Source organism: Streptomyces sp. NBC_00019, assembly GCF_045041015.1.
Taxonomy (GTDB): Bacteria; Actinomycetota; Actinomycetes; order Streptomycetales; family Streptomycetaceae; genus Streptomyces.
Genome location: NZ_CP108302.1, coordinates 2,386,100 through 2,412,761, shown reverse-complemented (window position 1 = coordinate 2,412,761; position 26,662 = coordinate 2,386,100). Strand labels below are relative to the sequence as shown.

The 26,662-nt window shown below is 70.1% G+C and carries 20 protein-coding genes; 12 read left to right on the top strand and 8 right to left on the bottom strand.

Annotated features, from left to right (window positions below):
• The first annotated feature begins 11 nt into the window (after positions 1-11).
• Positions 12-2,873 carry a DEAD/DEAH box helicase gene (locus tag OHU89_RS11590; RefSeq protein WP_405642173.1) on the top strand — a complete coding sequence of 954 codons (2,862 nt, stop codon included), beginning with the start codon at positions 12-14 and terminating at the stop codon, positions 2,871-2,873.
• A gap of 96 nt (positions 2,874-2,969) precedes the next feature.
• On the opposite strand, the gene atzF is transcribed toward OHU89_RS11590, so the two are convergent.
• The 4 genes from atzF to OHU89_RS11570 are packed head-to-tail and all read right to left on the bottom strand — an operon-like array spanning position 2,970 to position 9,548.
• Positions 2,970-4,616, bottom strand: a complete 1,647-nt coding sequence (atzF, locus tag OHU89_RS11585) for an allophanate hydrolase (protein WP_405642171.1) — start codon at positions 4,614-4,616, stop codon at positions 2,970-2,972.
• A gap of 11 nt (positions 4,617-4,627) precedes the next feature.
• Positions 4,628-8,131 (bottom strand): 5-oxoprolinase/urea amidolyase family protein, encoded by a 3,504-nt coding sequence (locus OHU89_RS11580; RefSeq protein ID WP_405642169.1) that lies wholly within the window; start codon positions 8,129-8,131, stop codon positions 4,628-4,630.
• Positions 8,128-8,727: an urea amidolyase associated protein UAAP2 gene (locus OHU89_RS11575; RefSeq protein ID WP_365395641.1), complete on the bottom strand. Its 600-nt coding sequence runs from the start codon at positions 8,725-8,727 to the stop codon at positions 8,128-8,130. The genes OHU89_RS11580 and OHU89_RS11575 overlap by 4 nt, the downstream gene beginning before the upstream one ends.
• Positions 8,724-9,548, bottom strand: a complete 825-nt coding sequence (locus tag OHU89_RS11570) for an urea amidolyase associated protein UAAP1 (RefSeq protein ID WP_405642166.1) — start codon at positions 9,546-9,548, stop codon at positions 8,724-8,726. The genes OHU89_RS11575 and OHU89_RS11570 overlap by 4 nt, the downstream gene beginning before the upstream one ends.
• Before the next feature lie 166 nt (positions 9,549-9,714).
• Here OHU89_RS11570 and OHU89_RS11565 point away from each other — a divergent pair, with 166 nt between their 5' ends.
• From OHU89_RS11565 to OHU89_RS11540, 6 genes are all read left to right on the top strand, one after another.
• Positions 9,715-10,341, top strand: coding sequence for a TetR/AcrR family transcriptional regulator (locus OHU89_RS11565; RefSeq protein WP_267018014.1), 627 nt, complete (start codon positions 9,715-9,717; stop codon positions 10,339-10,341).
• Positions 10,342-10,592: 251 nt separating this feature from the next.
• Positions 10,593-12,176: a sensor histidine kinase KdpD gene (locus OHU89_RS11560; RefSeq protein ID WP_266894747.1), complete on the top strand. Its 1,584-nt coding sequence runs from the start codon at positions 10,593-10,595 to the stop codon at positions 12,174-12,176.
• Complete coding sequence (locus OHU89_RS11555; RefSeq protein WP_046261836.1) at positions 12,173-12,580, top strand: roadblock/LC7 domain-containing protein; 408 nt, start codon at positions 12,173-12,175, stop codon at positions 12,578-12,580. The genes OHU89_RS11560 and OHU89_RS11555 overlap by 4 nt, the downstream gene beginning before the upstream one ends.
• A complete protein-coding gene (locus tag OHU89_RS11550; protein ID WP_266894749.1) occupies positions 12,577-12,984 on the top strand; it encodes a DUF742 domain-containing protein in 408 nt (135 codons plus the stop codon). The genes OHU89_RS11555 and OHU89_RS11550 overlap by 4 nt, the downstream gene beginning before the upstream one ends.
• Entirely contained in the window at positions 12,965-13,585 is a 621-nt protein-coding gene (locus tag OHU89_RS11545) for a GTP-binding protein (protein WP_405642163.1), read from the top strand. Before OHU89_RS11550 ends, OHU89_RS11545 begins: the two co-directional genes overlap by 20 nt.
• Before the next feature lie 63 nt (positions 13,586-13,648).
• On the top strand, positions 13,649-15,124 hold the full coding sequence (locus OHU89_RS11540) for a cytochrome P450 (RefSeq protein WP_405642161.1): 1,476 nt from the start codon (positions 13,649-13,651) through the stop codon (positions 15,122-15,124).
• On the opposite strand, the gene OHU89_RS11535 is transcribed toward OHU89_RS11540, so the two are convergent.
• Positions 15,118-16,065 (bottom strand): RluA family pseudouridine synthase, encoded by a 948-nt coding sequence (locus OHU89_RS11535; protein ID WP_405642159.1) that lies wholly within the window; start codon positions 16,063-16,065, stop codon positions 15,118-15,120. The two genes, OHU89_RS11540 and OHU89_RS11535, sit on opposite strands and share 7 nt — an antisense overlap.
• Before the next feature lie 118 nt (positions 16,066-16,183).
• Positions 16,184-17,710, bottom strand: coding sequence for an amino acid permease (locus tag OHU89_RS11530; RefSeq protein ID WP_405642158.1), 1,527 nt, complete (start codon positions 17,708-17,710; stop codon positions 16,184-16,186).
• A 253-nt stretch (positions 17,711-17,963) separates the two neighbouring features.
• On the opposite strand from OHU89_RS11530, the gene OHU89_RS11525 reads away from it, so the two are divergent.
• The 3 genes from OHU89_RS11525 to OHU89_RS11515 all read left to right on the top strand — a co-directional run bounded on the left by OHU89_RS11525 (position 17,964) and on the right by OHU89_RS11515 (position 20,545).
• Positions 17,964-18,554, top strand: coding sequence for a PadR family transcriptional regulator (locus OHU89_RS11525; RefSeq protein ID WP_405642156.1), 591 nt, complete (start codon positions 17,964-17,966; stop codon positions 18,552-18,554).
• Between the two features lie 174 nt (positions 18,555-18,728).
• Entirely contained in the window at positions 18,729-19,772 is a 1,044-nt protein-coding gene (locus tag OHU89_RS11520; RefSeq protein WP_405642155.1) for an ATP-binding cassette domain-containing protein, read from the top strand.
• Positions 19,769-20,545 (top strand): ABC transporter permease, encoded by a 777-nt coding sequence (locus OHU89_RS11515; protein WP_405642153.1) that lies wholly within the window; start codon positions 19,769-19,771, stop codon positions 20,543-20,545. The genes OHU89_RS11520 and OHU89_RS11515 overlap by 4 nt, the downstream gene beginning before the upstream one ends.
• A gap of 54 nt (positions 20,546-20,599) precedes the next feature.
• Here the strand turns inward: OHU89_RS11515 and OHU89_RS11510 are convergent, their stop codons facing one another.
• On the bottom strand, positions 20,600-21,439 hold the full coding sequence (locus tag OHU89_RS11510; protein WP_405642151.1) for a siderophore-interacting protein: 840 nt from the start codon (positions 21,437-21,439) through the stop codon (positions 20,600-20,602).
• A 148-nt stretch (positions 21,440-21,587) separates the two neighbouring features.
• The gene (locus tag OHU89_RS11505) at positions 21,588-22,517 is read right to left on the bottom strand and encodes a 5'-3' exonuclease H3TH domain-containing protein (RefSeq protein WP_405654432.1); all 930 of its coding nucleotides are present in this window, start codon (positions 22,515-22,517) and stop codon (positions 21,588-21,590) included.
• A 157-nt stretch (positions 22,518-22,674) separates the two neighbouring features.
• On the opposite strand from OHU89_RS11505, the gene OHU89_RS11500 reads away from it, so the two are divergent.
• Positions 22,675-23,763 carry a glycine betaine/L-proline ABC transporter ATP-binding protein gene (locus OHU89_RS11500; RefSeq protein WP_266894767.1) on the top strand — a complete coding sequence of 363 codons (1,089 nt, stop codon included), beginning with the start codon at positions 22,675-22,677 and terminating at the stop codon, positions 23,761-23,763.
• Positions 23,756-26,362, top strand: coding sequence for an ABC transporter permease/substrate binding protein (locus OHU89_RS11495; protein ID WP_405642150.1), 2,607 nt, complete (start codon positions 23,756-23,758; stop codon positions 26,360-26,362). The genes OHU89_RS11500 and OHU89_RS11495 overlap by 8 nt, the downstream gene beginning before the upstream one ends.
• The last annotated feature ends 300 nt before the right edge of the window (positions 26,363-26,662 follow it).

Sequence of the window (26,662 nt, the reverse complement as noted above, 5' to 3'; positions counted from 1 at the left end):
GGATCCGGATAATGATCGTCCTGTTGTCAGTGCGGCCCGGTACGCTCGAAAGCACGATGACAGAGGACCTCTCACCGGCCGAGCGCTATGCGGCCGCGCGCGTGCGCGCTGCCGAGCAGGCCACCGCGCTCGCCGGCTTCCGCGAGATGTACGACTTCGGCCTCGACCCCTTCCAGATCGAGGCCTGTAAGGCGCTCGAGACGGGGAAGGGCGTGCTGGTGGCCGCCCCCACCGGCTCGGGCAAGACGATCGTGGGCGAGTTCGCCGTCCACCTCGCCCTGCAGCAAGGCAAGAAGTGCTTCTACACGACACCCATCAAGGCGCTGTCGAACCAGAAGTACGCCGACCTGTCGCGTCGTTACGGCGCCGACAAGGTCGGTCTGCTCACCGGCGACAACAGCGTCAACTCCGACGCCCCGGTGGTCGTGATGACCACCGAGGTGCTGCGGAACATGCTGTACGCGGGTTCGCAGACCCTGCTCGGGCTCGGGTACGTGGTCATGGACGAGGTGCACTACCTCTCCGACCGCTTCCGCGGTGCCGTCTGGGAGGAGGTGATCATCCACCTCCCGGAATCGGTCACCCTGGTCTCCCTCTCGGCGACCGTGTCCAACGCCGAGGAGTTCGGCGACTGGCTCGACACCGTCCGGGGCGACACCGAGGTGATCGTCTCCGAGCACCGGCCCGTGCCGCTGTTCCAGCACGTGCTCGCCGGGCGGCGGATGTACGACCTGTTCGAGGAGGGCGAGGGCAACAAGAAGGCCGTCAACCCCGACCTGACGCGGCTGGCCCGGATGGAGGCGCAGCGCCCGTCGTACCAGGACCGCAGACGCGGTCGTGCGATGCGCGAGGCCGACCGGGAGCGCGAGCGCAGACAGCGGTCGCGGGTGTGGACCCCGGGGCGACCCGAGGTCATCGAGCGGCTCGACGCCGAAGGGCTGCTGCCGGCGATCACCTTCATCTTCAGCCGGGCCGCCTGTGAGGCCGCCGTGCAGCAATGTCTGTACGCCGGTCTGCGGCTCAACGACGACGAGGCGCGGGGCCGGGTGCGCGCTCTCGTCGAGGAGCGCACCGCCGCCATTCCGACCGAGGATCTGCACGTCCTGGGCTACTACGAGTGGCTGGAGGGCCTGGAGCGCGGAATCGCGGCCCATCACGCGGGCATGCTGCCGACCTTCAAGGAGGTCGTCGAGGAACTGTTCGTGCGGGGCCTGGTGAAGGCCGTGTTCGCGACCGAGACGCTCGCGCTGGGCATCAACATGCCCGCACGGTCGGTGGTGTTGGAGAAGCTCGTCAAGTGGAACGGCGAGCAGCACGCGGACATCACGCCGGGCGAGTACACGCAGTTGACCGGGCGGGCCGGGCGGCGCGGTATCGACGTCGAGGGTCATGCCGTCGTGCTGTGGCAGCGCGGGGGCAGCCCTGAGCATCTGGCAGGGCTCGCGGGCACGCGTACGTATCCGCTGCGGTCCAGCTTCAAGCCGTCGTACAACATGGCGGTCAACCTCGTCGAGCAGTTCGGGCGGCACCGGTCGCGTGAGTTGCTTGAGACGTCCTTCGCGCAGTTCCAGGCCGACAAGTCGGTCGTGGGGATCTCGCGGCAGGTGCAGCGCAACGAGGAGGGGCTCGAGGGCTACAAGGAGTCCATGACCTGCCACCTCGGCGACTTCGAGGAGTACGCGCGACTGCGGCGCGAGCTGAAGGACCGCGAGACCGAGCTGGCCCGGCAGGGCGCCAGCGAGCGGCGGGCCGAGGCGGCCGTCGCGCTGGAGAAGCTCAAGCCGGGTGACGTCATCCATGTGCCGACGGGCAAGTACGCCGGGCTGGCTCTGGTGCTGGATCCGGGGCTGCCCGCCGGGCGGTCCAACGGGCATCGGGGGTTCGAGCACCACGACGGGCCGCGCCCGCTGGTGCTGACCGCCGAGCGGCAGGTCAAGCGGCTTGCCTCGATGGACTTCCCGGTGCCCGTCGAGCCGTTGGAGCGGATGCGGATCCCGAAGTCCTTCAACCCGCGTTCGCCGCAGTCGCGTCGGGACCTCGCCTCCGCACTGCGTACCAAGGCGGGCCACATTCCGCCGGAGCGGGCTCGCAAGAAGCGGTCGCAGGCCGCGGACGACCGCGAGATCGCGCGGTTGCGGACGGCCATTCGGGCCCATGCGTGCCATGGGTGCGACGAGCGTGAGGACCATGCGCGGTGGGCCGAGCGGTACCACCGGCTGCTGCGGGACACCTCGCAGCTGGAGCGGCGTATCGAGGGCCGTACCAACACCATCGCGCGGACCTTCGACCGGATCGTCGCGCTGCTGACCGAGCTGGACTATCTGCGGGCCGACGAGGTCACCGAGCACGGAAAGCGGCTGGCGCGGCTTTACGGTGAGCTCGATCTGCTGGCCAGTGAGTGTCTGCGGGCCGGGGTGTGGGAGGGGCTCTCTCCTGCTGAACTCGCGGCGTGCGTCTCCGCGTTGGTGTACGAGGCGCGGGTCGGTGACGATGCGATGGCGCCCAAGCTGCCGTCGGGCAAGGCGAAGGCCGCGCTCGGGGAGATGGTGCGGATCTGGGGGCGGCTCGATGCGCTGGAGGAGGACTTCCGGATCACGCAGACCGAGGGTGTGGGGCAGCGGGAGCCGGATCTCGGGTTTGCCTGGGCCGCGTACATGTGGGCTTCCGGGAAGGGGCTCGATGAGGTGCTGCGTGAGGCGGAGATGCCGGCGGGGGACTTTGTGCGGTGGTGCAAGCAGGTGATCGATGTGTTGGGGCAGATCTCGGCTGCGGCGCCTGTTTCTGGTGGGCAGGGGTCTACGGTCGCGAAGAACGCGCGTAAGGCCGTTGATGAGTTGCTGCGGGGGGTTGTCGCCTACTCGTCGGTGGGGTGACGGGTGCGTCGGCGGGCGCGGGGTGACTGTGGCTGGTCGCGCCCCGCGGCGGAGCCGCACATCGATACAGCCCCGCGCCCCTGAAGGGGCGCTGCCCTACTCGGCGTTCACATATGACCGCCAACTGCCGTACGACGTGATGTCCTCGGCGTCCTTCAGTGCGCTTGGTTCGCACAGGAAGCCGGGGACCGCGGATCCGTCTGCCAGTTTCACGCTGCCCAGGGTCATCGGGCGGGGGAGTGCGGACAGCAGGTGTCCCAGGCCATCTGCCGGTAGGCGCCACACCTCTGCCTCGATCGCGGCCCCGCCCTCGCCGACGTGCTCCAGGCCCGGCTTCGGAGGGTTCGTGCGCAGTGCGTGCAGCCGGTAGACGGGGGCCGTCGTGGTCGTGCGGTCCAGGCGGGCGCCCAGGGTCAGGAGTTGGGGGTTCAATGGCTGGCCCGAGAGGTGGGCGCCTACCACGGCCAGCCGTGTCTCGGGTTGGAGCAGGGCGGCGATTCGGGTCAGTCGTTCGTCCGTGAAGGCCGGGCCGATCAGCATCACGCCGAAGGGGAGGCCGGTGACCTCGCCTGCGGGGACGGCCACTGCCGCCAGGTCGAAGAGGTTGGTGGAGTTGGTGAAGCGGCCGAGGCGGGCGTTGGCGCCCAGTGGGTCGGCGGCGACCTCGGCGAGGGTGGGGTGGCCCGGTGTGGTGGGCAGCAACAGGGCGTCAGTGTCGGCGAGTTCTGCCTCGGCCCGGGCCCTCAGGGCCGCGAGTCGGTCCTGGTCGGTGTAGAGCTGGTGGGCCGGGATGTCGCGGGCGCGGGTGATGATGCCGGCGACGGTGGGGTCCAGACCGGCGCCACCCTCGGAGGCCAACTTATCGACAAAGCTCCCCACTGCGGTGTAGCGCTCGGCGACGAAGGCGCCCTCGTAGAGCATCGCGGCGGCTTCGGTGAAGGGGGAGAGGTCGATGGGGTGGATCGACGCGCCGGCCGTGACGAGCTGCTCCACCGCCGCCTCGTACGCCTCCGCCCAGCCCTCGTCCAGCTCGCCGAGCTGGTCGCGCGACGGGACCGCGACGCGCCACGGTCCCGGCTTTCGCTGGGGGAGCGGGGGGAGGTCGCGGTCCGGCGGGGAGGTCATGAACGACAGTGCCTGTTCGGCTTCCGGGAGGGAGCGGGCGAAGACCGTCACGCAGTCGATGGACGCGCAGGCCGGGACGACGCCTGCCGTCGGGACCAGGCCCCGGGTGGGCTTGAGGCCGACGATGCCGTTGAAGGCGGCCGGCACCCGGCCCGAGCCCGCGGTGTCGGTGCCGAGAGCGAGGTCGACGATGCCGAGGGCCACCGCGACGGCCGAGCCGGAGCTGGAACCGCCGCTGATGCGTGCCGGGTCGTGGGCGTTGCGTACCGCTCCGTGGGGGGAGCGGGTGCCGACCAGGCCGGTCGCGAACTGGTCCAGGTTCGTGGTGCCCAGGACGATCGCGCCCGCCGCCCTCAGCCGGGCCACCACCGGTGCGTCGGCCTCGGGGTGGTAGGCGTACGCCGGACAGCCCGCGGTCGTGGGCAGCCCCGCGACGTCGATGTTGCCCTTGGCGGCGAGGAGACGACCGGCGAGCGGGAGGTGCTCACCGGCGGCCACGCGCTCGGCCAGGGCGTGTGCCTCCGCCTCGACCTCGTCCTGTGGGCGCAGGTCGATCCAGATCTCGGGGCGGTCCACCGCTTCGATGCGTGCGTAGGCGGCTCGGACTCTGGACAGCATGTGTTCCTCTTTCAGTTCACGGGAGCGAGCACGACCAGGGCCGTCCCCGCCTCCACCTGGTCGCCCGGCCTCGCCAGGATCTCCGTCACCACGCCGTCCATCGGCGCGTGCACCCTGGACTCCATCTTCATCGCCTCCAGCGCGAGCAGTGGCTGGCCGACGGTGACCTCGTCGCCCGGCTCGACGTTCAGCTGCCACACGGAGGCCGTGAATTCCGCTTCGACGATCTGGCCGCCCTCGGGGATCTCGACGGACGCCGCGGGAGGGGCTGGAGCGCTCACCGCGTCCGCTCGGGCGAACTCGCCGGCCGCCTCCCAGGCGTCCCGCTCGGCCGCGAAGGCCGCCTGCTGGCGGACCCTGAACTCCGCTATGGACTCGGCGTTCTCGGCGAGGAACGCCTGGTAGTCGGAGAGGGAGAAGGTTCCCTCCTCGATGCGTGGCACGAACCGCCCGGACGTGATGTCGGCCCGCAGTTCCAGGAGTTCGTCGGCGTCGACCGGATACCACTTGATCCGGTCGAAGAACCTGAGCAGCCAGGGCGCCCCCGGTTCGAACGCGCCGTGCTGCTGCCACCCCGACCACACCTGGGTCGTACGGCCCACGAACTGGTAGCCGCCGGGCCCCTCCATGCCGTAGACGCACAGATAGGCGCCGCCGATGCCGACGGAGTTCTCCGCGGTCCAGGTACGGGCCGGGTTGTACTTGGTGGTCACCAGACGGTGCCGGGGGTCGAGGGGAGTGGCCACGGGCGCGCCCAGGTAGACGTCGCCCAGGCCTAGTACGAGGTACTCCGCGTCGAAGACCGTGTCGTAGACGTCGTTCACCGAGTCCAGGCCGTTGACCCTGCGGATGAACTCGATGTTCCAGGGGCACCAGGGCGCGTCGTCCCGTACACCCGCCATGTAGCGGGCGATCGCCTCGCGGGTTGCCGGGTCGTTCCAGGACAGGGGGAGATGGACGGTCCGGGAGGGCACGACGAGCTCGTCGCTCGGGGGGAGGGATGCGGTGATCTCCCGTACCGCGGCGAGGAGTTCGTGTTGCGGGAGGCGCCGTGGGTCCGTCTGGATCTGGAGGGAGCGGATGCCGGGTGTGAGGTCGGTGACCCCGTCCGGACAGGCGTCGGCCACCGCCTCCATCAGCGCGTGGACGCGCATGCGCAGCGCCAGGTCGAGCTGCATCGGGCCGAACTCGACGAGCAGGTTGTCGTCGCCGCTGCGGCGGTAGGTCACATCGCCGTCGCGGGCGAGGACGCCACCGTCGACGATGGCCGGCCGGGGTTCTCCGTCGGCGTCCACCGGCAGGAACCGCACGGTGTCGCCGGGCCGCAGCTGGCCCAGCTTCCAGCGCTCGCCGCTGAGCACGGTCGCCGGGCACACGAAACCGCCGAGCGAAGGACCGTCCGGGCCCAGCAGCACCGGCATGTCGCCGGTGTAGTCGACGGCGCCGACGGAGTAGGGGGTGTCGTGGATGTTGGACGGATGCAGGCCCGCCTCACCGCCGTCGGTGCGCGCCCAGCGCGGTTTCGGACCGATGAGGCGGACTCCGGTGCGGGCCGAGTTGAAGTGGACCTTCCAGTCGGCGGCGTAGAAGTCGTGGATGTCGTCCTCGGTGAAGAACTCCGGTGCCGCATGGGGGCCTTCGGCGGTGCCGATGTGCCAGGTCCGGGTGAACAGGGGCGGGTCGTCGACCGGCCTGCCCTCGACCCGGCCTCCCCCGTGCAGGACGTCCCCCGTCCGCAGGGCGCGCCCGCCGTGCCCGCCGAAGCGGCCCAGTGTGAAGGTGCTCGCGCTGCCCAGGAACGCGGGTACGTCGAGCCCTCGGGCGAACAGCACATAGGTTCGCAGGCCGTGTTCCAGAGGCGCCCCGACGTCCAGCAGGGCCCCCGCGGGCACAGTCACCGGCTCCCACTGGGCGATCGCGGAGCCGTCCACGGTCACCGGTGCGGGTGCTCCCGTCACACACACGGTGGTGGCGTGGCTGAACCTCAACGACGGGCCCTGGAGGGTGCATTCGAGACCCGGCGCGCCCTCGTGGTTGCCGAGTGCCTGGTTGCCGAGCCGGAACGACAGGTCGTCCATCGGGCCGCACGGGGGGACCCCGACCTGCCAGTAGCCGGTGCGGCCCGGCCAGTCCTGCACGGTGGTGAGGGTGCCGGCGGAGACGACCTCGATCCGGGGAGTGCGGTCACGCACCCCGGCAAGGGTCGCCGTCGAGTGGGTCGCCCCGGCGAAGCGGGAGTCCGCGAACGCCGCCCTGAGGAGGCCCAGGTTCGTCTCGATGCCGTCGACGCGGGTGCGGGCCAGCGCATCGTCGAGCCTCCGGAGCGCATGGGCACGGTCCGAGCCGTACGCGATCACCTTCGCGAGCATCGGGTCGTACGATGTCGTCACCTCGGTGCCGGTCTCCACCCAGCCGTCGACGCGCACGCCCGGCGGGAACTCGACCCGCGTCAACAGGCCTGCGCTGGGCCGGTGTTCGCGGGACGGGTCCTCGGCGTAGATCCGGGCCTCGACGGCGTGACCGCGCGGGCTGTCCGGCTCGCGCACGACGTCCGTCTCGCCGCGGGCCAGCCGCAGCATCCAAGCGACCAGGTCGACGCCGTAGATCTCCTCGGTGACCGGGTGCTCCACCTGGAGGCGGGTGTTGACCTCCAGGAAGTACGCCTCCTCGCGGGCGGCGTCGTAGACGAACTCGACGGTTCCGGCGGAGCGGTAGCCGACCGAGGCACACAAGCCGCGTGCTGATCGGGCGAGTTGCTCGCGCACGTGGTCCGGCAGTCCCGGTGCCGGTGCCTCCTCCAGCACCTTCTGGTTGCGGCGCTGCAGAGAACAGTCGCGGTCGCCGAACGTGACGACTCGGCCCTCTCCGTCGCCGAAGACCTGCACCTCGACATGGCGGGCGTGCTCGACCAGGCGCTCCAGGAAGACACCTGCGGAGGAGAAGGAGGCGGCGGCGACGCGCTGCACGCGCTCCCAGGCGTCCGCGAGCTCATCGCCGGAGCGACATGCCGACATGCCGATACCGCCGCCACCGCCGGTCGCCTTGAGCATGACGGGATAGCCGATGACCTCGGCCTGCGCGAGGGCCTCGGTGAGCGACGCCAGCAGGCCCGTTCCCGGCGCCAGCGGTACCCCCGCCGTCTCGGCCGCCGCCCGTGCCGTGTGCTTGGCGCCGAAGAGCTCCAGCTGCTCCGGCGTCGGGCCCACGAACACGATCCCGGCCTCCTCGCAGCGCCGCGCGAAGGCCGCGTCCTCGGACAGGAAGCCGTATCCGGGGTGGATGGCCCCCGCCCCCGTGTCCTTGGCCGCCCTCAGCACCAGATCCGCGTCGAGGTACGACTCCTTGGCGGGCGCGGGACCCAGTCGTACGGCCTCGTCCGCGAGCCGCACATGGGGGGCCGAGCGGTCCGGGTCGGAGTACACGGCGACCGTGCGCAGGCCGAGTTCGCGGGCGGTGCGGATGATCCGTACCGCGATCTCGCCCCGGTTGGCGACGAGGAGGGTGTCGAAGGTCATCCGGTGGCCCCGATCGTCATCTCCACCGCGGTCGGCTCGAAGCCGTTGCAAGGGTTGTTGATCTGCGGGCAGTTGGAGACGAGGACCAGGACGTCGCACTCGGCGCGAAGGGTCAGCTTCAGGCCGGGTGCCGAGATGCCGTCGACGATGCCGAGGGTGCCGTCCTTGTCGACCGGCACGTTCATGTACCAGTTGATGTTGGAGACCAGGTCGCGCTTGCCCAGGCCATGACGGGCGCCCTCCGCGAGAAAGTTGTCCACGCACGCGTGCTGCGACCAGGTGTGGTGGCCGTACCGGAGGGTGTTGGACTCCTTGGAGCAGGCGCCGCCGACCGTGTCGTGGCGGCCCACCTCGTCGTCGACCACGGTCATCAGCGGGGTGTGCTCGTTCGACATCAGCACGGTGCCCGTGGTCAGGAAGACGTTGCCCTGGGCGTGGATCGTGTCGGGCGCGCTGTAGCGGACGGAGGTGTCGTGGGCGTCGTAGACGAGGAAGTCGACGGCCTGGTTGCCGTGCAGATCGGTGACGGTGAGGGTCTCCCCGGTGCGGACGACGGAGGACCAGGCGGCACGGGCGGGAACGACGGTCGTGGTCATACGAGCCCCCTCGCGGCAAGGAATTCGGTGGTGTTGAGGAAGGCGCGGCGGCCCTCGGGGGTGGCGTCCCACAGCGGGTCGCCGGGCTCGGTCGCGGCGGCCCGCCAGGCGAGCACCTCCAGCGGGGTGCTGACGTAGTCGGGGCGCGGGTCGGCGGGGTGCGGCACGTTGGCGAGGAGCACGGTGACGTCCTGCTCGGCCCGCAGCGTCACGCTCGCGCCCGGGCCCGCCGATCCGGTGAAGTCGAGGGCGCCGTCCTCGCGGACCTCCACGCCCTGGAAGAAAGAGAGCGACGGCGGCAGATCGCGCGGGGTGAGTCCGTTCTTCGCGGCCGCCAGTTTGAACAGCTCCCGTCCGGCGGGGGAGTCGGACTGCGGGGTGCCGTCGCCGTACCGCTCGGTGTTGCGTACGAGGGTGGAGGTGCCGCACAGGGCGTCGTGGCGGCCGGAGGTGTCGGCCACCAGCGAGGCGAGGACCCGGCCCTGGTCGGACAGGAGCAGCACGCCCTCACCCAGGTAGGCGTTCCACTGCACCTTCACCGTGTCGGCGACGTTCAGCCGCTCCCAGGGCCGGTCCGCCGCGTACAGCAGCAGATGCGCGCAGGCGTCGCCGTGCAGGTCGGTCAGGCGCAGCTCGGTGCCGCGGGCGAGTACGCGGTGTGTGTAGTTGCCGCCCGCCACCGTCTCGGCCCAGACCAGGGGCCCCGCCTCACGGGGCGGTTGCGGCCAGTCCGCCGCCGGCACGACGGGCATGGCCTCGGCGTGGGCGCCCTCCTGGGCGCGGGCGTGATCGCGGGCTCCGTAAGTGGTCGATGTCGCCATCGCGGGACCTCCGGCTCCGGTGCTATTTCTGTCGTGCGACAGAAATTAGGAGCGGGGTGGGTCGCAGGCATTGCCCAGGGGTTGCGGGGTGGTTACCGAGCCCTCACCCGTGCCGGCCGCGCGCTGTCGAAGATCACCGGATGGTGCCCTGTGCGAGGATCGGCGTATGGGAACGACGGGTGGACGGCGGGTCGGCAGACCGCGCGCCGCACAGCGGCCGGACAGCGGGCTCGAGCCGCGTGACGAACTGCTCGCCGCCGCCGCCGAGTTGTTCACCACCCGGGGCTACGCGGCCACCACTACCCGGGCCGTCGCCGAACGCGCGGGCATGCGTCAGGCATCCATGTACCACTACGTCTCCGGCAAGGAGGAGCTGCTCGCCCGGCTCCTGGAGTCCACGGTCACCCCGTCGCTCGGGTACGCCCGCGAGCTCCTCGCCGACGACGCGACCGCGGCCGAGGACCGGCTGTGGGAGCTGTGCCGTGCGGACGTGGAGCTCCTGTGCGGCGGTCCGTACAACCTGGGCGGCCTCTATCTGCTGCCCGAGGTGCGCGCCGAGCGGTTCGCCGGCTTCCACGCCGTGCGCGCCGAACTCAAGGACGCCTACCGGCAGCTGCTCGCCGCGACCGGCGCCGGTGGCGCGCTCGCCAAGAGTGAGCTCGATCTCCGTACGGATCTGTTGTTCGGGCTGATCGAGGGGGTCATCCTCGTGCACCGCTCGGACCCCGACCGCCCGGTGGCGGTGTTTGCGGAAGCCACCGCGGACGCGGCGCTGAGGATCGCCGGCACCTGACCTTCACCCGTCACGGTGAGTGGTTTTCGCATGCCCTTACGCCGTGACGGACCGTGTGCGAACGGAACCTCTGCGTGTAAATGGAGCCGAGGGTACTCCTTGTTCGCGTCCCATTTCAGGTGCTTGCTGAATATGACACGGCGATGATCCGGTCGGACTAAGCTCGCCCGCGGCGCACCGAGTTGAGATGTATTCGTGCGCTTGTTCCCTATGTATGCGCATCCAAGCCGATTCGTTTTCGAGGGCCTTACATGGTGAGTGTTCAATCCCCACCCGTACGCCGTGAACTTCCCTACGCGCGCGTGCTGTTGTTCCCCGCGATACTGATGGCCGCGGCCACCGGAGCCGCAGCCGCCGTGGTCCAGGAGCCGGCCCGCACGGCCGTCGCCTGGTGCGGCGCCGTCGCCACGCTCCTGGTGCTCGCGGCGGCTTCCGAAGTGGTGCGTCGCGGCCGGGCCCTGCGTGACCTGCGTGCCGAGTACGCCCGTAACAGCGCGTATCTGGAACGACGGGTCGGCTCGCACGAGGAGGACATGCTCCGCCTCGCGAAGGAGATCACCCCCGCCGCCATCTACCGGTTGCGATCAGGTAATTCCCCCGGGGAGGTGATTCGCCAACTCGGCGACATCGACCCCACCTACCGCGAACTCCCCGAGTCGCAGATCATGCTGATCCACTCGGTGCTCGACATCATCGACCGCGAGGAAGCCCTCCGCGACTCCACGCAGCGCTCCTTCGTCTCCATCGCCCGCCGTGTCCAGGCGATCGTGCACCAGCAGAACAAGGAACTCCGCGAGATGGAGGAGGACCACGGCCGCAACCCCGAGGTCTTCGACGACCTCCTGCGCATCGACCACGGCACCGCGCTGATCGGCCGGCTCGCCGACTCCATCTCCGTGCTCGGCGGCGGCCGCCCCGGCCGTCAGTGGCCCGATCCCGTCCCGCTGTACAGCGTGCTGCGCGGCGGCATGTCCCGCATCCTGGAGTACCGCCGCATCAAGCTGGACTCCATCGCCCAGGTCAACATCCGCGGCATCTCCGTCGAGCCGGTCATCCACGCCGTCGCGGAGCTCCTGGACAACGCCACGCGCTACTCGCCGCCGCAGACCAAGGTGCACGTCACCGCCAGCGAGGTGCAGACCGGCGTCGCCGTCGAGATCGAGGACGCCGGCGTCAGCTTCAGCGAGGAGGCCCGGGCCAAGGCCGAGGGCATGCTGGAGAGCGCCAAGGCCGGTGTCGACCTCCAGGACCTGGGTGACTCCCCGCGCCTGGGCCTGGCCGTCGTCGGCCGGCTGTGCACGCAGTTCAACATGCAGGTCTCGCTGCGCTCCTCGGCGTACGGCGGTGTCCGCGCCGTCCTGATCGTGCCGCGCGAGATGATGACCAGCGATCCGGCCCCCGGACTCGCCCACGGCATCGGCGCCGGCGCCGTGCCGAAGACCGAAGGTGCGCTCGAAGGTCCCAAGCGCGCACCGAAGAGGCGGCGTCCCACCAGCCCGCGCATCCCCGTCGGCGTGTCCATGGAGGACGACGTCCCCGAGGTCACCGAGTGGACCGCCGGCGGGCTGCCGCAGCGCCGCAGCCGGGTCAAGACGCCGCTGCACCAGCGGTTCGCCGAGCAGGCGGCCATCGAGAAGGCCGAGCGGGAGGGCAAGCCGACCATCTGGTCGACGCCCGCCCCCGCCCCCGAGCCGGAGAAGAAGGAACCCGAGCCCGGACTGTGGGTCGAGGCCTTCTGGAACGGACTCAAGGGCGGCCCCGACCCGAGCGCACCCACCCAGCAGACCACCGAGCCGGCCCGGACCGAGGCCGACGACGAGAGGGACCACACGTGATCCAGCAGCGCGCCAACTTCGACTGGATGCTCAAGGATCTCGCCGACGGGGTACCAGGCATCGAGATGATCGTGGTGCTCTCCGCCGACGGCCTGCGCATCGCGCGCTACGGCGGAGACCCGGACGCCGCCGACCGTGTCGCCGCGGCCTGTGCGGGGCTCCAGAGCCTCGCCCACGCCGTCGCCCACGAGATCCCGGACAGCGACGGCCGGATGAAGATGGTCATCATCGAGATCAACGGCGGCTACTTCTATCTGATGGCCGCGGGGGCCAACGCCTATCTCGCGGTGCTGTCCGACGTGGTCGCCGAACCCGGTCTGATGAGCAACCGCATGCGCGACCTCGTCGTCAGAATCGGCGCCCATCTCACCAGTCCGCCCCGGCGGAACGGGCAGACCGTATGACTCCTCCGCAACGCCGGCGGCGATACCCCAGTCAGGCACCGGAAGAACCGCCCCCGAAACCGGCGGGCGAGGGCCCCGGAAAGCGCCCCCCGGAACGGCTCTACGTGGTCGCAGGGCCGGACGGGGAGCGGGCCGACCTCGACCTGGTCGCGTTAATCGTGGCGCGCGCCGACCCGCCGCCCTCCGCCACCCCTGAGCAGACGGCGATCCTCCGGCTCAGTACGGCCCCGATCTCGGTCGCCGAGCTCTCGGCCTATCTGACCCTGCCGTTCAGTGTGATGACCGTCCTGCTCACGGAGATGCTGACGGCCGAACTGGTGACGGCGCGCGCCCCGATCGTCCGTCAGGCGCTCCCCGACCGTTCCCTTCTCGAAGCGGTGATGCATGGACTTCAAAGGCTCTGACACCATCCCCGGACCACGCTCAGAGGATCAACTGCCGCACACGGCCCAGGCCGCGGTGAAGATCGTGATCGTGGGCGGCTTCGGAGTCGGCAAGACGACGATGGTCGGGTCGGTCAGCGAGATCAGGCCGCTGACCACCGAGGAGACCATGACCCAGGCCGGGATCGGGGTCGACGACAACTACGGCTCCGAGACCAAGACCGCCACCACCGTGGCCATGGACTTCGGACGCATCAGCATCACCGACCAACTCGTGCTGTATCTCTTCGGCACCCCCGGCCAGCAACGCTTCTGGTTCCTGTGGAACGGCCTGTTCGAGGGCGCGCTCGGCGCGGTGGTACTGGTCGACACCCGCCGTCTGGAGGTCAGCTTCGACGTCATAGGACGGCTCGAGGAGCGCGGTGTGCCGTTCATCGTCGCCGTCAACTCGTTCCCCGGCGGGCCCCGTTACCCCATCGCGGACCTGCGCGGCGCGCTCGACCTGGACGAGGGCATCCCCATCGTGGAGTGCGACGCACGCCGCCGGGCCTCCAGCCGCGACACCCTGATGACCCTGATGCGCTTCCTGCACTCGCTCGCGCTGACGGGCCAGCTCACCTGACCGCCCGGTGAGCTCACCCGACCTCAACTCCCCAGCAACCGGATCCACTTCGGAGCGATCACCGTGACGCCTGAACCCCAATCCCTGACCGGTGCCGACCCCATGGCCGGCCCGCCCCCCGGCTGCCCCGCCCACGGCCGTGGCCCCGGCGGGCTGCACCGGCTGTACGGCCCCGAGGCGGAGGACCTCGAAGGCCTCTACGAACAACTCCGCGAGGAACACGGCCCGGTGGCGCCCGTGCTGCTCCACGACGACGTGCCGATGTGGATCGTCCTCGGCCACGCCGAGAACCTCCACATGGTGGGCGCGCCCTCGCACTTCTGCCGGGACAGCCGCATCTGGACCCCGCAGATCGAGGGCATGGTCAAGCCCGACCACCCGATGATGCCGCACATCGCCTGGGCGCCCATCTGCTCCTACGCCGAGGGCGACGAGCACCTGCGTCTGCGCGGTGCCGTCACCGGCGCCATGTCGACCATCAACTACCGGGCCATCCGGCGCCACATCAACCGCTACACCCAGCGCCTGGTCAACGAGTTCTGCGAGCAGGGCGACGCCGACCTCATCGCCCAGTTCGCCGAGCACCTGCCGATGGCCATCATGTGCGAGATCTTCGGCATGCCGGAGGAGTACAACGACCGGCTCGTGCAGGCCACCCGCGACCTCCTCAAGGGCACCGAGACCGCCAACACCAGCCAGGCGTACGTCATGGGCGTCCTCCAGGGGCTCGCCGCCCGCCGCCGTGAGCAGCCCGGCGACGACTTCGCCAGCCACCTCGTGCTGCACCCGGCGAAGCTCACCGACGACGAGGTCACCACCCACCTGTGGCTCGTCCTCCTCGCGGCCTACGAGGCGACGGTGAACCTCATCGGCAACGTCCTGCGCGCCGTGCTCACCAACCCGGGCTTCCGCGCCCAGCTCAACGGCGGTCAGATGACGGTGCCGCAGGCGGTCGAGCAGTCGCTGTGGGACGAGCCGCCGTTCAGCACGGTCTTCGCCTACTACGCCAAGCAGGACACGGAGTTGGGCGGCCAGCGCATCCGCAAGGGCGACGGTCTGCTGTTCGGCATCGCGCCGGGCAACGTCGACCCGCGGGTCCGGCCCGACCTGGAAGCCAACATGCAGGGCAACCGCTCGCACCTCGCCTTCGGCGGCGGCCCGCACGAGTGTCCCGGTCAGGACATCGCCCGTGGCATCGCCGACACCGGTGTCGACGCGCTGCTGATGCGGCTGCCGGACGTCCAGCTCGACTGCGACGAGGACGAGTTGGAGTGGCGGCAGTCGATCTCCTCACGCCACCTCGTGGAACTGCCCGTCCGGTTCGCGCCCAAGCCGCAGCAGGACATCATGCAGAAGCCGGGCCACGCCCCGGTTCCGCAGCAGCGGCCCAGCTGGCAGGTCGGCACGGAGCGGCCGCAACCCGCGGCCGTCGAACCCCAGCCCCAGCCCGCCGCCCCGCCGCAGCCCGCGCCGACACCCGAACCGGCCCGCCCGATGGGCGCCTGGCGCCGCCTCCTGCGGTGGTGGCGGGGTTACTGACCGGCCCGGTCGCCGTCGTCAGCCCAGGCCTCCAGCACCCGAGTGCTCCGGAACCGGTGTTCCACCCCTGTGAGCGGATCGGTGAAGTCCAGCGCCCGCGCCAGTAGTTGGAGCGGATGCCGGAACTCACCGGCCGGCACGGGGGCGGCGACCTCGGGATACAACGGGTCACCGACGATGGGTACGCCGAGGGCGTTCATGTGGACGCGCAGCTGATGTGTCTGACCGGTGGTGGGTGTGAGCCGGTACCTGCCCAACCCGTCACGCCGGTCGACGAGTTCGACATGGCTGACGGCATTCGGCTCGCCCTCGACCTCATAGGCGGCCAGTACTCCGCGCTCCTTCACGATCCGGCTCCGCACGGTCCGGGGCAGGGCGAGCGCGGCATCGTAGGGCGCGACGGCCTCGTACTCCTTGCGCACCTGCTTGTCCCGGAACAGCGACTGGTAGGCGCCTCGCTCCTCGGGCCGCACCGTGAACAGCACCAGTCCGGCGGTGAGCCGGTCGAGTCGGTGCGCGGCCCCGAGTTCCGGGATGCCGAGCTCCCGGCGCAGCCGCGCGAGCGCGGTCTCGGTGACATGGCTGCCGCGCGGGGTGGTGGCGAGGAAGTGCGGTTTGTCGGCGACGACGATGTGTTCGTCGCGGTGCACGAGCTCCAGGGGGAAGGGCACGGGCACCTCGTACGGCAGCTCGCGGTGGAACCACACGTACATACCGGGCACGTACGCGGCATCGGGTGCCACGGGGATGCCGTCGGCCCCGACGACCAGCCCTCGGCTGAACATCCCCTCGACGACTCCGGCGCCCGCACCCCTGAGCCGCTCCACCAGGTGCTCCCGCACGGTGGCCCAGTCGCCCTCGCCCGGCAGCCGCACCCGCACCGGGTCCACCCCGTCGCGCTGGGGCAGCGGGGAGGGCGGGGGAGCGGTACGGCGTCTCATCGGGATCAAGGGTACGGGGCCTCCGGCGGTCGGCAGGGTGGGCGACCAAGGGGGTGCCACCGTGTGTTGTCGGTCGGGCGCTGCGCCGTCGTGGGTTGTCGCGCAGTTCCCCGCGCCCCTAGGGGGTCGCAGTGGCCCCGCGCCTGGAATAGAGCCGCCAGGCCACGCCCAGTACCAGCGTCGCTGCCAGGAACAGGACGGTGAACCACTGGAAGTACCAGTGGCCGCCCGCCGGGTCGTACACCTCCGCCCTCGGCCAGGCCAGGTTGATCGTCATGAACAGTCCGTAGAGCAGGGCGAGGGCGTTGACCGGGACTCCCCAACGGCCCAGGGAGAAGAGCTTGCCGCCCCGCTCGTCCGTGCCCTCCGAGGTGAAGCGGCCGCGGAGGCGGGCGACCAGGAGGGGGCCGGTGACCATCGCGTACGCCAGGTACAGCATCACGATGCAGGTCGTGCCGATCGCCAGGAACGCCTCCGGGGACGCGAAGTTGAGGAGCAGCAGGGCCGCGGCGAGGAGACCGACCACCAGGGCGGGAGCGTTGGGCATGCCGGTGCGGGGGTGGACGCGTGCGAGGCGTGCCGCGAAGGGGAGCCGGCCGTCGCGGGCCATGGAGAACAGCATCCGGCAGGCCGCCGTCTGGATCGCGAGGGTCGCCACCGCGATCGCCACCACCACGTCCGCCAGTAGCAGTCTGCCGACCCCGTCGCCCAGGCTGCTCGTGAGGACGTAGCTCAGCCCGTCGACCGCCAGGCGTCCGTCGGTCAGGCTCGGGGCCGCCAGCAGGCCGCCCAGCACGATCAGACCCCCCAGGAGGCCTGCCGCGCCGAGTGCCGTGAGGATCGTGCGGGGTGCGGTGCGCCGTGGATCGCGGGTCTCCTCGCTCATCTCACCCGCGCTGTCGAAGCCGATCATCACGTACGCCGCCGTGAACGAACCCACCAACAGGGCCCCGAACAGCCCGGACTGGGCCGCGCCCTCGGTGTGGAAGGTGATGCCGGGCGTGCGCTCGGAGTGGGTGAGCAGCAGGACGACGATCAGTACCGCGCCGATGATCTCGGCCGTCACCCCGACCCGGTTGATCACGGACATCACCCGGTTGTCGAGCACGTTCACGAGCGTCGTCAGCACGAGCAGGAACACACCCAGGAGCGCCGCGTTGGCCGCGCCGTCCGCCGACGTCGGCGCCGGATCGGTGCCGATCAGCTGGAAGCCCGACCAGATCGCCGGCAGCACCATCTGCAGTGCCAGCGCGGCCGCCGAGACCACCACGATCTGCCCGATCACCATGATCCAGCCGGCGAACCAGCCGAAGGTGAGGTTCGACAGCCGCGACGACCACTGATAGATCGCGCCCGAGATCGGATAGCGCGCCGCCAGCTCCGCGAAGCAGGCGGCCACCAGCAACTGCCCGACCAGCACCGCCGGCCAGGCCCAGAAGAAGACGGGGCCGCCGAACGCGTACCCGAAGGCGAAGAACTGGAAGACGGTCGTCAGGACGGAGATGAAGGAGAACCCGGCCGCGAACGACGCGTACCGGCCCAGGCTGCGGTGGAGTTCCTGGCGGTAGCCGAACTCGGAGAGCGAGCGGGCGTCGGGGGAGTGCGGTGGATCGGGGCGGACTTCGGAGGGGCTGGTTGTCGTCACGGCGGCACCTGCCTTCGGCGGCGGAAGAGCGGGACAGCGGTGCGGGCGCTGAATTCCTGTCGGGCGACAGAAATTAGGGAGCGGCTGTTTCGCCCGCATGACGCGGCCATGTCGAAGGTGGGCCCAAGTTCTCACTCTCTTGCGCGGAGCCTCCAAACGCGATACATCGTGTCTATTGACGGGTTCTCGTGGATCGCGATATGTTCGGCTACGGATATTCGACTTGAAGTAGAGATGCGAGGTGAATCGGCCCATGAGGCGTCGCAAGCTCCGCAACCCCTTGGCGCTCGCCGTGCTGGCGACCCTGTGGCAGAAGCCGATGCATCCCTACGAGATCGCCCAGACCCTGCGCCGCCAGGGCAAGGACTCCAGCACGAAGATCAACTACGGCTCGCTCTACACGGTCGTGCAGAACCTCGAGAAGTACGGCTTCGTCGAGGTCACGGACGTGGAGCGGCAGGGCAACCGGCCCGAGCGGACGGTCTACGGCATCACAGCGGCCGGCCGCCAGGAGGCCACCGAGTGGATGTCGGATCTGGTCGCCTTCCCGGCCAAGGAGTACCCGATCTTCGAGACCGCGCTCTCGCTGCTCGGCGTGCTGCACCCCGACGATGTGGTCTCACTGCTGGAGGAGCGGCTCGAGGCCCTGGAGGTCCGGATCGCCTCCGGCCGGGGCGCACTGGAGAAGCTGTACGAGACGCTGCCCCGGCTCTTCCTCGTGGAGAACGAGTACCAGCTCCACATGATCGAGGCGGAAGCGGCATGGGTCCGCGGCTTCCTCGACGAGATCAGGAAGGGCGAGCTGCCCGGCATCGAGGAGTGGAAGGCGTTCCACGAACCGTGACCTGACGAAGAGCAGGCCCCGGCACGGCTGTTGGAGCAGCCCGCCGGGGCCTCGAACCCCGAGCTGAATCCGCCGTGAGGCACATCCAGGCGATCGAGGTGCGGCACACCCAGGATAGCCCGGTGCTCCTCACGCGGATCAGCTGTCATCCGCTCACCCAGGAGAGCACCTGTCATGAACACTCGTGCGCCCGCAGTCGAGGCGCGTCAGCTGATCAAGACCTACCCGGGTGATGTCACCGCCCTCAACGGCATGGACATCACCGTCGAACCCGGCACCGTCTTCGGCCTTCTCGGCCCCAACGGCGCCGGCAAGTCCACCACCGTCAAGATCCTCACCACCCTGGCCCGCCCCGACTCCGGCACGGCCACCGTCGCGGGCCACGACGTGCTGCGCCACCCGGACCGGGTGCGCCGCGCGATCGGCGTGGTCGCGCAGAACTCCGGCGCCGACCCCGGGGCCACCGGCCGCGAGAACCTCCGACTGCAGGGCAGGCTCTACGGGTTGAGGGGGGCCGGTCTCGACAGGCGCGTCGCCGAACTCCTGGACCGCTTCGCCCTCACCGACGCCGCGGACCGTCGGGCCAAGGGCTACTCCGGCGGTATGCGGCGCCGCCTCGACGTCGCCCTCGGTCTGGTGCACCGCCCCGAGGTGCTCTTCCTCGACGAGCCCACCACCGGTCTCGACCCGCGGGCCCGCAGCGCGATGTGGGACGAGATCGGCCGGCTCTCCGGTGAGGAGGGGCTGACCATCCTGCTCACCACGCACTATCTCGAAGAGGCCGACCGGCTCGCCGAGTGCGTCGCCATCGTCGACCGCGGCCGGGTCGTGGTCGAGGGCACCCCGCACGCCCTCAAGGGTGAACTCCGCGGCGACGCCGTCCACCTGGAGCTCCGCTCCGGCGTCGGCGAAGCCGGTCGTACGCTGCTCAGGAGCGCCCTCGGCGGACTGCCGGGCGTGCACGAGGTCCTGGTCGACGGGCGCCGGGTCAGCGTCCGCGCCTACGACGGAGCGGCGGCGGTGCCCGCCCTTCTGGGCGCACTCGAGCGCACCGGAGTCGCTGTCGCCGCCGCGACCGTGGCCCGCCCCTCGCTCGACGACGTGTACCTGCGTTACACCGGCCGTCGCTACTCGGAAGCCGAGGCGGACGGGGAAGCGGGGGAGGCCGGGGAACCCGGCCGGCCCGACGACCTCGCCCTCGCGGGAGGTGCCCGATGAGCACCGCCGTCTCCCAGACCTGGTACATGACGCAGCGTCAACTCATGGTGTTCGTACGCCAGCCCGCGTACGCGGTCATCACCCTGATCCAGCCGGTGATCTGGCTGTTCCTGTTCGGCAGTCTGTTCCGCGAGGTCGTCGAGCTCGGCGGCTTCGGCACCACCTCGTACCTCGACTACCTCGTCCCCGGGGTGGTCGTGATGAGCGCGCTGAGCTCCAACATGTGGGCCGGGATGACCACGCTCGACGAGATCCAGCGCGGCACCCTGGACCGCTTTCTGACCACCCCGGTCAGCAGGGCCGCGCTGATGAACGGCAACGTCGTCAACAACGGCCTGGTCACCGCCGCGCAGTCGGTGATCATCGTGCTGCTCGGGCTGCTGGGCGGGGCGGACTACCCGGGCGGGATCGTCGGGATCGCGGTCCTGGTGCTCGCCTCGGTGCTGCTGGGCACGGTCTTCGGGGCGCTGTCCAACGCGCTGGGCATGCTGGTGCGGGAGCGGGAGTCGATCATCGGGATCAACACGTTCCTGCTGCTGCCGCTGACGTTCCTGTCCTCCGCCTTCATGGCGCCCGACCGGATGCCGGGCTGGATGCGGCACATCGCCGACGTCAACCCGCTCGACTGGGCGATGGTGGCGGGGCGTTCGGCGCTGTCCGAGCACCCCGACTGGGGTGACGTGCTCATCCGGGGCGGTGCGCTGCTGGCGCTGGCGGTGGCGGCGGTGTGGCTGTCGATCCGGACGTTCCGGTCGTACCAGCGGTCCGTGTAGCAGTGTGGGAGGGCGCCGCTGCGCCCTCCCACACTGCGTATCTGCCCGAGCGGACTAGGCGGGCGTGCTCTCCTGCTCCGCCTCGATCCGTGCGTTCCAGTCCCGCTTCGAGGCCTGCCAGCCGTCCTCGTTGTGGCCGAGCCGCCAGTACCCGGAGATCGAAAGGTCCTCTCGGGCGATCTCGCGCTCGACGCGCAGCAGGTGCCGCAGCTGCTTCACGAAGTGCGCCTCGCCATGGACGAAGGCGTGCACCCGGCCCGCCGGGAACTCCAGCGCCCGGACGGCCTCGGTCAGCGCCTCGCCGACCGGACGGTCCCCGCGGTGCAGCCAGACGACCTCCACATCGGAGTCGATCTTCTGTTCCTCCTCGGGCCCGGAGACCTCGATGAAGGCGTGCGCCGTGGCGCCGTCGGGCAGCACCTCCAGGGAGCGGGCGATCGCGGGCAGCGCGCTCTCGTCCCCGGCGAGCAGATGCCAGTCGGCGGTCGGATCGGGGGTGTAGGCGCCGCCCGGGCCGTTGAACCAGACGGTCTCGCCCGGCTGCACGCTCGCCGCCCAGGGGCCGGCGAGGCCCTCGTCGCCGTGGACCACGAAGTCCAGGGTCAGCTCAAGGTGTTCGGCATCCCAGTGGCGCACGGTGTACGTCCGCGTCACCGGCCACTGCTCGCGCGGGAACTCCTCGCGGATGCGCTCCATGTCGAAGGGCTCCGGGTAGGTCGCACCCCCGGCCGGGAACAGCAGCTTCACATAGTGGTCGGAGCAGGTGTCCGCCGAGAAGTCGGCGAGCCCCTCACCTCCGAGCACCACACGCTGCATGTGCGGGGTCAGCCGCTCGGTGCGGACGACCTGAGCGGAATGCGGCTTCCGCGGCTTGCGTCCCGGTCGTTCTGCCATGGCGGCCTCCCTGCCTCTTCGCTTAGGCTTACCTAAGTTAGCATCTTCCCCCTACTAAACACCCCTTGTGTGAGGGCAAGATTAAGCCATTGTGGAGAGTGCGGACCCCTCCTGAAGAGAATCTCATTCGCTCAGCTGAGAACGTGATTTACGGTGCGAGGGTCGTCAGCAGTCGCTGAAGCGACCCGCCCAGCCCCCAGCGCGCCGCCAGCCGCTCCACCGCCGCCGGATCACGCGGGCCGCGCGGCACCGCCGTGTCGACGTCCGGCAGTGGCACGTCGTCCGCCACCCGCACGACCTTGGGCGCCACCGCGACATAGGGCCGGGACTCGTCCAGACGCTTGCGCTGCGAGGGCGTGAGCTTGGCCTTCGGGTCGTCGACCGCCGCCATGATCCCGGCGACATCGCCGAACTCGGCCAGCAGCTTGGCGGCCGTCTTCTCCCCGATGCCGGGCACCCCCGGCAGACCGTCGCTCGGGTCGCCGCGCAGCAGCGCCAGATCCGCGTACCCCGGCCCGTCGACCCCATACTTCTCGCGCAGCCACGCCTCGTCCGTGAGCTGGAGGGTGCCCACGCCCTTGAGCGGGTACAGCACCCGCACCCCGCGCCCGTCGTCCACCAGCTGGTACAGATCGCGGTCGCCGGTGACGATGTCGACGGGGCCCTTCGCCCGCGCGGTGAACGTGCCGATCACATCGTCCGCCTCGTACCCCGCGACGCCCACGCGCGCGATGCCGAGCGCGTCGAGGACCTCCTCGATGACCGGGACCTGCGGCGACAGGGTGTCCGGCACCTCCTCCTCGTCCGGCCCCACCTCGTGCTCCTCGGCGACCCGGTGCGCCTTGTAGGAGGGGATCAGGTCGACCCGCCACTGAGGGCGCCAGTCGGCGTCCATGCAGGCCACCAGCTCATCGGGGCGGTGGTCCCTGACCAGGCGGTCGATGAATTCCAGCAGTCCGCGCACGGCGTTCACCGGCGTCCCGTCCGGGGCCTTCACGGACTCCGGGACGCCGAAGTAGGCGCGGAAGTAGAGGGAGGCGGTGTCGAGGAGCATGAGTCGTCCGGTCACGCCTCGCATCATGCCGTACGGCGCCGACAGTCACCGGTCCTCAGCGATGTGAAGCCCCTACGGCGATCCCACGGACTGGTTGTGAACTGAACCACTTCGGCGTTTGCCCTGGTCGGTCAAGGGCAGGCGCCGCCACTGACCCCCGCCCCCGAGTCAAGAGGTACGCGTGTCAGCCAGCCTAGAGGCCGAACATCTCTACAAGGTGTTCGGCAGACGACCGAGTGAGGCAGTCGAGAGACTGCGCGATGGAGCCGACCGGGAGGAGCTGCGCGCCGACGGCACCACTGCCGCGGTCGTCGACGCCTCCTTCACCGTGGAGCCCGGCCAGATCTTCGTCGTCATGGGCCTGTCCGGATCCGGCAAGTCCACCTTGCTGCGCATGCTCAATGGCCTCCTCGAGCCCACCGCCGGACACGTCCGCTTCGACGGCCAGGACCTGACCGCGCTCGGCGACCGCGAACTGCGCGCGGTCCGGGCGAGGAAGATCAGCATGGTCTTCCAGCACTTCGCGCTCTTCCCGCACCGCAGCGTCCTGGAGAACGCCGCCTACGGTCTCGCCGTACAGGGCGTCCCCCGCGCCGAGCGCGAGAAGCGCGCCACCGAGGCCCTGGCCCTGTGCGGTCTGGCCGGCTGGGAGAAGTCCTGGCCCGACGAGCTGTCCGGCGGCATGCAGCAGCGCGTCGGCCTGGCCCGCGCGCTGGCCACCGACGCCGACCTGCTCCTCATGGACGAGTCCTTCAGCGCCCTCGACCCGCTGATCCGCCGCGACATGCAGGATCAGCTCCTGGAGCTCCAGAAGACCCTGAAGAAGACCATCGTCTTCATCACCCACGACCTCAACGAGGCCATGCGCTTGGGCGACCGCATCGCCGTCATGCGCGACGGCCGTATCGTCCAGATCGGCAGCGCGGAGGACATCCTCGTCCGGCCCGCCGACGACTACGTGGCCTCCTTCACCCAGGACGTCGACCGCTCGCGGGTCCTGACCGCGGGCGCCGTCATGGACCCGGACGTCGTCGGTGACGAGGTCAGCTGTCGCTGCGAGACCGCGACTCCGGACACCCCCTTCACCGAACTCTGCGCGATCAGCGCCCGGCTGACGCACCCCGTCGCCGTCCTCGACAAGGCAGGGAAACTCGTCGGCCGCGTCCCGAGACAACGCCTCGTCGGGTTCCTCGGTGACGAGCAGTCCGAACCGGTGGCCTGCGACTCGCCCCGGGACAAGGGCGGCGACAAGGCGGTGGCCCGTGCCTAGGATCCCGCTCGGCGACTGGGTCAACGACGCGGTCGACTGGCTGCTCGGCCACATGGCCTGGCTCTTCGACTTCCTCAAGACCGTCTTCACCGGCACCTACGACGGTATCGACGCCGTCCTCCAGGCGCCCCAACCCCTGCTCCTCGCGGGCATCTTCGCCGTCATCGCCTTCTGGCTGCGCGGCACCACGGCCGGCGTCCTCACCTTCGCGGGCTTCGCCTTCATCGACTCCCTCGAACTGTGGGACGACGCGATGGTGACCCTCTCGCTGGTCCTCGTCGCCACGATCATCGCCCTGGTGATCTCCGTGCCCGTCGGCATCTGGGCGGCCCGCTCCGACCGGGTCAGCGGACTGGTCCGGCCGGTCCTGGACTTCATGCAGACGCTGCCCGCGATGATCTACCTCATCCCGGCGATCCTCTTCTTCGGCACCGGCGCCTCCGCGGGCATCGTCGCCACCCTGATCTTCGCGCTCGCCCCCGGCGTGCGCATGACCGAGCTGGGCATCCGCCAGGTCGACAAGGAACTGGTCGAGGCGGCCGAGGCGTTCGGCACGACTCCCAGGGACACGCTTCTGCGGGTCCAGCTCCCGCTCGCCCTGCCCACCGTCATGGCCGGCGTCAACCAGGTCATCATGCTCGGCCTGTCCATGGCCGCGATCGCCGGCATGGTCGGCACCGGCGGCCTCGGCGGACGCGTCAACGAGGCCATCGGCCAGCTCGACGTGGGCCTCGGGTCCGAGGCGGGCGTCGCCATCGTGATCCTCGCGATCTACCTCGACCGCATGACGGGCGCCCTGGGCACCCAGGTCTCCCCGCTGGGCCGCCGCGCCGCCGCCAAGGCACGTGCCGCACAGGGGCTGAAGATCTGGTCGTACCGCCCCCGTCCGCAGGTCGCCGTCATCGGCGTGGTGGTCCTCGCCCTCGTCGCGGGCGGCATGGGGATGTTCGGCGGCAAGGACGACAGCACCGCCCCGGTCGGCGAGAACGTCGGCCAGGGCAAGAAGGTCAGCATCGGCTACATCCCCTGGGACGAGGGCGTCGCCTCCACCTTCCTCTGGAAGGAACTCCTGGAGGAACGCGGCTTCGAGGTGGACGCCAAGCAGCTCGACGCCGGCCCGCTCTACACCTCCCTGGCCTCCGGCAACGTCGACTTCCAGACCGACGCCTGGCTGCCGACCACCCACGCCGAGTACTGGAAGAAGTACGGCGACCGGCTGGACGACCTGGGCTCCTGGTACGGCCCGACCTCCCTGGAGCTGAGCGTCCCCTCGTACATGAAGGGCATCGACTCCCTGGCGGACCTCAAGGGCAGGTCCGCCGAGTTCGGCGGGAAGATCACCGGCATCGAGTCCAGCGCCGGAATGATGGGTCTGCTCAAGAGCAAGGTCCTCAAGGACTACGGCCTCGACAAGGAGTACAGGGTCGTCGACAGCTCCACGCCGGCGATGCTGGCCGAGCTGAAGCGGGCGTACAGCAAGCAGGAACCGGTCGTCGTCACGCTCTGGTCGCCGCACTGGGCGTACAGCGACTACAAGCTGAAGAAGCTCAAGGACCCGAAGGGCTCCTGGGGCAAGGGCGACGGGGTGCACACGGTGGCCCGCAAGGGCTTCGCCGACGACAACCCGGTCGTCGCGAAGTGGCTGAAGGACTTCAGGATGAGCGAGAAGCAGCTCACCGGTCTGGAAGCCGAGATCAACAAGGCGGGCAAGGGCAAGCAGCAGGACGCCGTACGCGCCTGGCTGAAGGCCAACCCCGGTGTGCTCGACAAGCTCGCACCGGTCGCGGACACCGCCGCCCCGGCCGAGGCGAAGCGGCCCGTGGACGTGGCCTGGTTCCCCTGGGACGAGGACATCGCCGTCACCTACCTCTGGAAGAACGTCCTGGAGCGGCGCGGCTACAAGCTGAACCTGAAGCAGATGGACGTCGGCCCGGTCTACACGGGCCTCGCCTCCGGGGACCTCGATCTCAACTTCGACGCCTGGCTGCCGTACGCGCAGGCCAACTACTGGGACAAGAACAAGGACAGACTCGCCGACCTCGGCACCTGGTACGAACCGACCTCACTGGAGGTCGCGATCCCCTCGTACGTCAAGGGCGTCAAGTCGTACGAGGACCTCAAGGGCAAGGCCGACCTCTTCGACGGCAGGATCATCGGCATCGAACCGGGCACCGGCGAGATGAACCTCCTCAAGAAGAAGGTCCTGCCGGGCTACGGCCTGGACAAGGAGTACGACGTCGTCGACGGCTCCACGCCCGCGATGCTGGCCGAGCTCAAGCGCGCCTACGCCAAGAAGCAGCCCGTGGCCGTCGTGCTCTGGTCGCCGCACTGGGCGTACAGCCAGTACGACCTGACCAAGCTGAAGGACGACAAAAAGCTCTTCGGCGAGGGCAACACGATCCGGACCATCGCCAACGAGAAGTTCCCGGAGCAGTACCCGCAGCTCACCAAGTGGATCAAGAGCTTCCGGATGAGCGAGGACGAGCTCGGCACCCTGGAGGCCGAGATCAACCAGCGGGGCCAGGGCCACGAGGAAGAGGCCGTCACCGCCTGGCTGAAGAAGCACCCGGACGTGGCGGAGCGGATGACACCGCAGTAGCCGCCCTGCCGAAGCCGCCCGAGGGGCGGGCTCCCCACGTGACCTGACGGCGTGTGGCGAGGCCCGCCCCTCGGGTATGTCCGGGGCCCGCGCATCCGTACGCGGTCCATGAAAAGGATCCGGACAACCACATAGAGCTATGCCGCCCCCTGAGCCTCATGGGGCGGTCGTGGTCAGCCGGTTCGTCCTGACGGCGCAAACCCCCCACGGGGCGGGTGGAGAGCTGATCTACTGGCCGGAGTTGGCGAGATGGCCCGCACGGGGTTTACGGCAATGTGACGGGCGCATGAAACGGTTTGC

What these genes read in the sequence shown, in the direction of transcription:
- OHU89_RS11535 (WP_405642159.1), bottom strand. Translation starts at nt 16,065, where the DNA reads ATGAGACGCCGTACCGCTCCCCCGCCCTCCCCGCTGCCCCAGCGCGAC.
- OHU89_RS11550 (WP_266894749.1), top strand. Translation starts at nt 12,577, where the DNA reads ATGACTCCTCCGCAACGCCGGCGGCGATACCCCAGTCAGGCACCGGAA.
- OHU89_RS11580 (WP_405642169.1), bottom strand. Translation starts at nt 8,131, where the DNA reads ATGACCTTCGACACCCTCCTCGTCGCCAACCGGGGCGAGATCGCGGTA.
- OHU89_RS11560 (WP_266894747.1), top strand. Translation starts at nt 10,593, where the DNA reads ATGGTGAGTGTTCAATCCCCACCCGTACGCCGTGAACTTCCCTACGCG.
- OHU89_RS11525 (WP_405642156.1), top strand. Translation starts at nt 17,964, where the DNA reads ATGAGGCGTCGCAAGCTCCGCAACCCCTTGGCGCTCGCCGTGCTGGCG.
- OHU89_RS11505 (WP_405654432.1), bottom strand. Translation starts at nt 22,517, where the DNA reads ATGCGAGGCGTGACCGGACGACTCATGCTCCTCGACACCGCCTCCCTC.
- OHU89_RS11575 (WP_365395641.1), bottom strand. Translation starts at nt 8,727, where the DNA reads ATGACCACGACCGTCGTTCCCGCCCGTGCCGCCTGGTCCTCCGTCGTC.
- OHU89_RS11510 (WP_405642151.1), bottom strand. Translation starts at nt 21,439, where the DNA reads ATGGCAGAACGACCGGGACGCAAGCCGCGGAAGCCGCATTCCGCTCAG.
- OHU89_RS11570 (WP_405642166.1), bottom strand. Translation starts at nt 9,548, where the DNA reads ATGGCGACATCGACCACTTACGGAGCCCGCGATCACGCCCGCGCCCAG.
- OHU89_RS11545 (WP_405642163.1), top strand. Translation starts at nt 12,965, where the DNA reads ATGGACTTCAAAGGCTCTGACACCATCCCCGGACCACGCTCAGAGGAT.
- OHU89_RS11520 (WP_405642155.1), top strand. Translation starts at nt 18,729, where the DNA reads ATGAACACTCGTGCGCCCGCAGTCGAGGCGCGTCAGCTGATCAAGACC.
- OHU89_RS11515 (WP_405642153.1), top strand. Translation starts at nt 19,769, where the DNA reads ATGAGCACCGCCGTCTCCCAGACCTGGTACATGACGCAGCGTCAACTC.
- OHU89_RS11565 (WP_267018014.1), top strand. Translation starts at nt 9,715, where the DNA reads ATGGGAACGACGGGTGGACGGCGGGTCGGCAGACCGCGCGCCGCACAG.
- OHU89_RS11590 (WP_405642173.1), top strand. Translation starts at nt 12, where the DNA reads ATGATCGTCCTGTTGTCAGTGCGGCCCGGTACGCTCGAAAGCACGATG.
- atzF (WP_405642171.1), bottom strand. Translation starts at nt 4,616, where the DNA reads ATGCTGTCCAGAGTCCGAGCCGCCTACGCACGCATCGAAGCGGTGGAC.